This window comes from Calothrix sp. CBUCES-K 9914 (assembly GCF_059640475.1).
On sequence record NZ_JBXXZH010000422.1, the window covers coordinates 1 to 5,072 of the forward strand.

At 37.2% G+C, this 5,072-nt stretch carries 4 protein-coding genes; 1 reads left to right on the top strand and 3 read right to left on the bottom strand.

Going from position 1 to position 5,072, the window contains the following annotated elements:
* Positions 1 to 401: 401 nt before the first annotated feature.
* Together AC2JBO_RS42945 and AC2JBO_RS42950 are read right to left on the bottom strand one after the other, a co-directional pair.
* Positions 402 to 1,043, bottom strand: a complete 642-nt coding sequence (locus tag AC2JBO_RS42945) for a hypothetical protein (RefSeq protein WP_496959729.1) — start codon at positions 1,041 to 1,043, stop codon at positions 402 to 404.
* Between the two features lie 287 nt (positions 1,044 to 1,330).
* On the bottom strand, positions 1,331 to 2,653 hold the full coding sequence (locus tag AC2JBO_RS42950; protein ID WP_496959730.1) for a phthiocerol/phthiodiolone dimycocerosyl transferase family protein: 1,323 nt from the start codon (positions 2,651 to 2,653) through the stop codon (positions 1,331 to 1,333).
* A gap of 109 nt (positions 2,654 to 2,762) precedes the next feature.
* Here AC2JBO_RS42950 and AC2JBO_RS42955 point away from each other — a divergent pair, with 109 nt between their 5' ends.
* On the top strand, positions 2,763 to 2,906 hold the full coding sequence (locus AC2JBO_RS42955) for a hypothetical protein (protein ID WP_496959731.1): 144 nt from the start codon (positions 2,763 to 2,765) through the stop codon (positions 2,904 to 2,906).
* Between the two features lie 410 nt (positions 2,907 to 3,316).
* On the opposite strand, the gene AC2JBO_RS42960 is transcribed toward AC2JBO_RS42955, so the two are convergent.
* Positions 3,317 to 4,072, bottom strand: a complete 756-nt coding sequence (locus AC2JBO_RS42960) for an SDR family NAD(P)-dependent oxidoreductase (protein ID WP_496959732.1) — start codon at positions 4,070 to 4,072, stop codon at positions 3,317 to 3,319.
* Between the last annotated feature and the right edge of the window lie 1,000 nt (positions 4,073 to 5,072).

Here is a 5,072-nt window from a genome sequence, read left to right on the forward strand (position 1 = left end):
TTGACCTTTTATCAGCAAGCATAAGTTTAAGAAAGTTATCGCGATTTTGTTTGTCAATGTTGGTGCCGTTACTGCATTTATCTTGGTAGTTCGCGGTTCCTGAATCGGGGCTAGTCATAATTAATGCTGGTATAGGCGTGGACTGAGCAGTGTGCCCACTTTGAGTAAAGATTGCGAGAATACATAAAGTGAAAAAAATAAAGCGCATTAAATCCTCCAAGCGTGAATCAATGTGTACAATCAAGATTAACCTTCTAAAGCATTAACGCACTTATTAAACATTACAAATGCCCACTATTGAGACTTTAAAACCTGGTGATGAAGAGGCTCTTGAGGTTTTTATAGTACAACAGTAGACGCCGTAACAGGACAAGTGCAATATTGTTATAGATTGTGGTAATCTAACTTGTCTTCCACCCATTTGCAGTGCATACAGCTATTTGATTTTCTGGTTTAAGTGTGGATAAACACCAATAAGTATTTCCATCATATATAACACCATTTTTAATAGATTTCAAGTCAGACATAGGTTTCCATCTTTGATAACCTCCTTCATCATAATATCGATATTTTTTCCCCTTAATTTCTAAACCCTGACCTGTATGTCCTACCCAATAAATACCTTCTGCGATATAATTTGAAGTGTTGTTCGACTTAGATATTTCGTTCGCAACTGCACAAACACTACCTAGTAATGAGACGCTTCCTGGTGAATTTGCTGCAATTAGAGTCACCTGACCGTCTAAATTTACTAACCATCCAGGTTCTGTAATCAACTTACTCAAATTAGAAATATTAGATATTTGCCTAACCTTTTCGATTTCTTGAGCATTTGCCCATTTAGGAACGGGTAACTTTAATTTACTAACACTCTCATTTCTCTGAGCCTTTCCTTTACGGCAATATGGTGTAACTCCAATATTTTCCTTGAATGAATTATTCTTTTCTATTCCATATTTAAATACTGTCCAGCCATTTTGACTAACAGGTTCGCTGGTAGTGTCAACAGACAAAGTAGCTCCATCGCTTGTTTTCTCTCTCATTCGTATTGTTCTGGCAGTTGCAGACTCTTGAGCTAAGAAAGAAATAATAAGTACAAATAAACAGATTTTTTTCATGTTCTAGGTATTCTAGTTCAACATCATTAATCGCTCTTCTTTGACTTTTTGAGTAAAATGTGTGTACTTAAATTTGTGGTATCAATATAAATATTAAAGTGGGCTATAAAATAATACACGTAATTGGCACTATTTTCCGGCAATATACTAAAGCTACGAATATTGTTACTCTAATTGACTAGTGGCGCCTAAAACATTGCGAACATAAGTACTTAAAATTCCGATATACTTATGTTTTCCTTGTTACAAGCGTCGGTAAGAACATATATCATATCGTTTGCTAGTATCTCGCTTCTACGAAGACTAATAGAAGGTTTAGAAAAGTAAAAGTTTAAAATCATTGTTTCTTGGAATGTTGTAACAGCGGCGCCCAAAACACCCCCAAAAACTGCTTGTGATGAAATAAAGCTGATTTCTTCAAGTTTAAATAAACCATAATCGTTTTCTATGTCTACTCGACCAATATTAGTAACAGCTACAGTTACAGGCGCTTCATATGGGCGAGATAGAAGAGATTCATACATTTTTCTAGATATTAAGGCATTAGTGAAAATATCTTCACTTTTTAAACCGACTTCGAGTTGGCGTTTAACGTCGCGCGCTAAATCCCAAAAATGCGTATTTATATCTATGTTGTGAAGTGAGGTGAAACCCAAAGCCAATACGCCTAAGTTTTCACGATTTATTTGTGGTTCAAGGCGCCTTCGCAAATCGACAGATGAGTGGCAACTTAAAAGTAGATTATCTTGATTTCCATCTCGAATTATTCTTGCTGCTGCAAATAGTAACGCTGCACATAAGGCACCTTGTACAGTTGTCTTTTCATTTCGGCAGGCAGTTATCAATTGTGTAGTAGTATCTTTATTTAACTTTCTATGAACCATGCCAGTAGAACGAGATTCAATAGGCACACATTCTTCAAAACTCATAGTTTGAGGGCGATTATCTAAACGCTTAAACTTGGACTTCACTAAAGATAAAATAGTTTTTATTAGTCCTAAGTTACCCTGCATATATTTTGGGAACAACTTTTGAATATTAGGAAGTGGAGGTAACTCTTGAATATTATCTTCTATTTGCCCAGCAGCTATTTTGTTAGAATAAGTTAATATTTCTGAGTGTAATTGAACAGTTGATAATGCATCGCATATAGCATGATGTATTATTGTTATCAAATAATTTTTGTTTTCAAATGAATTAATTAATACTACGCGCGCTAAACCTTTCTCACTCTCAATTGGCTTATTAAGTTCTTCCACAATAACTTCCAAGTACTGCTCGCTGTGCTGTTGCTCAACTACACGTAAAGGAATTTTTTCAGTTCCATCGGCAAAGCAAAGATTATCTGATGTGCCAGTAATACGAGATTTAAGGCGAGGGTGGCGTTTTTGAACTAAGTTAAGAGCAATACTTAATATTTCTTCACTTAAATCTCCTTTAATGCGGCTAACCGTTAGTACATTAAAAGAACCTGCACAACGATTCAATATTTCCATGCTTTGCTCATTAGAATCAAGTTTTCTGTTATTTATCACAGTTCCATCCATCCAGTATAAAATATTTACTTCCGGCTATAAATTTGCCTCATTAGAATATAGGTGTGAATCATAGGTATTTATGCAGTTATAAAAAATCTGGGGAAAGGTGCCTGAAACGCATATCTTAATATTACAGGCGCCTGTTGAAGTGATGTTGCATAAGTACAGCCATGCAACAGGTCATCTCTCGGCTAAAGGAGTATCCTGTGATTTTCATGAATACAGGCGCCAGATAATATTTCAAAACTAAACGTGTTGTATTTATAAAGTTACAGGCGCCGGCTTTTTATTTTCACCATTCCTATTTCCTTAATACTTAGTTTGATTTACTGCATCCGCTTGCTTTGCAATCAACTCACATTTAAGCGCTCATTTATGAAGTTAATATGAAGATTGTGCAAAGTAGGTGGATTTTGACGGCAACATCTTGACAATCCTGTGTTAGTTTGCATCTAGCATCACAATTGGACTAGTTATCACAGGAGCATATTTAATGGCGCCGATAACTCCCACATTTATAAAAAACAGCCACTCGCTATTCATGGCGCCATTCCCCTAAAAATACATATACACGTACTAAATAGACTGATTTTACGTTAAGCCTACATGCGTACTTTTGTACTTGTAATGGTGCCTGAAAGCAATGCACTCCCTAAGTACTTAAAGAAATACTCCACCGCTAGCTTCAATTCTTTGACCATTAATCCATTGAGCATCAGATGAACACAAAAAAGCTACTATTCCACCAATATCTTCGGCTTGTCCCACTCGTCCTAAAGCAGTATTAGAGGCTATCATACCTTTAATTTGGGGATTAGAACGGACAGTGGCGTTGTTAAAGTCGGTTTCAATGGCACCAGGCGCCAGTACATTCGCGGTAATCCCTCTTACTCCGACTTCCTTTGCTAGATAACGGGTAAAAGTCTCAATAGCACTTTTAGCAGAAGCATAAACCGAGTAGCCAGGATTAGCAAAACGTGTTGTCCCACTAGAAATGTTGATAATTCTCCCCCCATCATTCAAGTGTGGTAACAATTTCTGGGTTAAAAAGTATACTCCCTTGAAGTGAATGTTTACGAGCTTATCAAAATCCTCTTCTGTTACCTGAGCAATTGGAATCGTGGCGCCTATGCCAGCATTGTTAATCAAAAAATCAAGCTTGTTTGTTTCAAACTCTTGTAATAATGCGGTTTGCAACTCAGATACAAAATCATCAAAACTCTTGATTTCTCCTACATCAAGCTTTAAAGCCGTAGCTCTCTGTCCCATTTCCCTGATTTGAGACACTACCTTATTGGCTTCTTCCAGTTTTGATTGGTAAGTAATTATAATGTCACATTTGGTTTGAGCTAGACGCAAAGCCATGTCTTTACCAAGACCTCGACTGGCGCCTGTAATTAGTGCGATTTTGATCATATTGCAAGAAGTTAAGTTTAATCGTAATTGCCTTGAGCCATTATTTTAATTAATTGTGGCACCTAAAATACTACGAACATAATGATGGGAGTGTTCGTGGCGCCGTCACAAGGATTATTTTTGACAACAAACTGTTGTCATTTTTAGATTTACAGGCGCCTCACAAGCATAAAAATCATTCTGAAGTATCAAAGTTAACTTCAAAATTAACACCGAGTACTTTTTCAATCTTGCGAAGTGTATCCTCTGGTAATGCATTGTTTCCGACATGAAGGTAAGTACCGAAGCTACTATCTCAAGCATTTAACCAAATAATTACGTTTAGTTAGGGTGCGCTGAAATCGCAAAAATGGTGTCGAACGCACCCTAACGCTCTTAGAGGCGCCTCTTATCAGTACGAACGGTTATGATTCAAAATCCTGATATTACGTTGTTTTAGTGAGTTAGGGTGCGTTTGTGCGCCTAAAAATGCTGTTCAACGCACCCTAACGGGGCGTAGATATAGCGTAGCTGACACCAGGGGCAAGTAGTATCAAAACTCTGTTTGTAGTATACAGGAGTATAGCTAAAAGGGGTATAAGTAGCATTCGCGCAGAAAACCGAGTTAAGGGATATTACATGAGTAATATAAGCCTGTGAGTGAAGCTGAAACCCTTATTTTCTCGTTGAGTAGTGACTCGATGATAAGAAAGCGTCAATGACATTCGCTCTGGATAGAATCCTCATCTATTAAGACTTCCAAGCTTATCCCGGTTTTCGATTCACCTGCTACTCAAGCCCCCCTTATCAAGCAGGGCTGTTTCATTCCCTCTCAAATCGGATTTGTCAAGATGCTTAGCTATAAAAATCATAAGTATGGGTAGCAATGAAATAGACTTTTAAGCACATAAATATAAGTGTGATTGTTTATTTTATCGGCGCCTTGGTAGCAAAATTACCAATAAAGATTTGCGCGAAACCCTTGATTTTTCAAGATTTTTAGGGAACGAATCAGCCCTGC

Excerpts from the sequence above, each read along its gene's own strand:
- AC2JBO_RS42945 (WP_496959729.1), bottom strand. The coding sequence starts at position 1,043 with ATGAGAGAGAAAACAAGCGATGGAGCTACTTTGTCTGTTGACACTACC.
- AC2JBO_RS42960 (WP_496959732.1), bottom strand. The coding sequence starts at position 4,072 with ATGATCAAAATCGCACTAATTACAGGCGCCAGTCGAGGTCTTGGTAAA.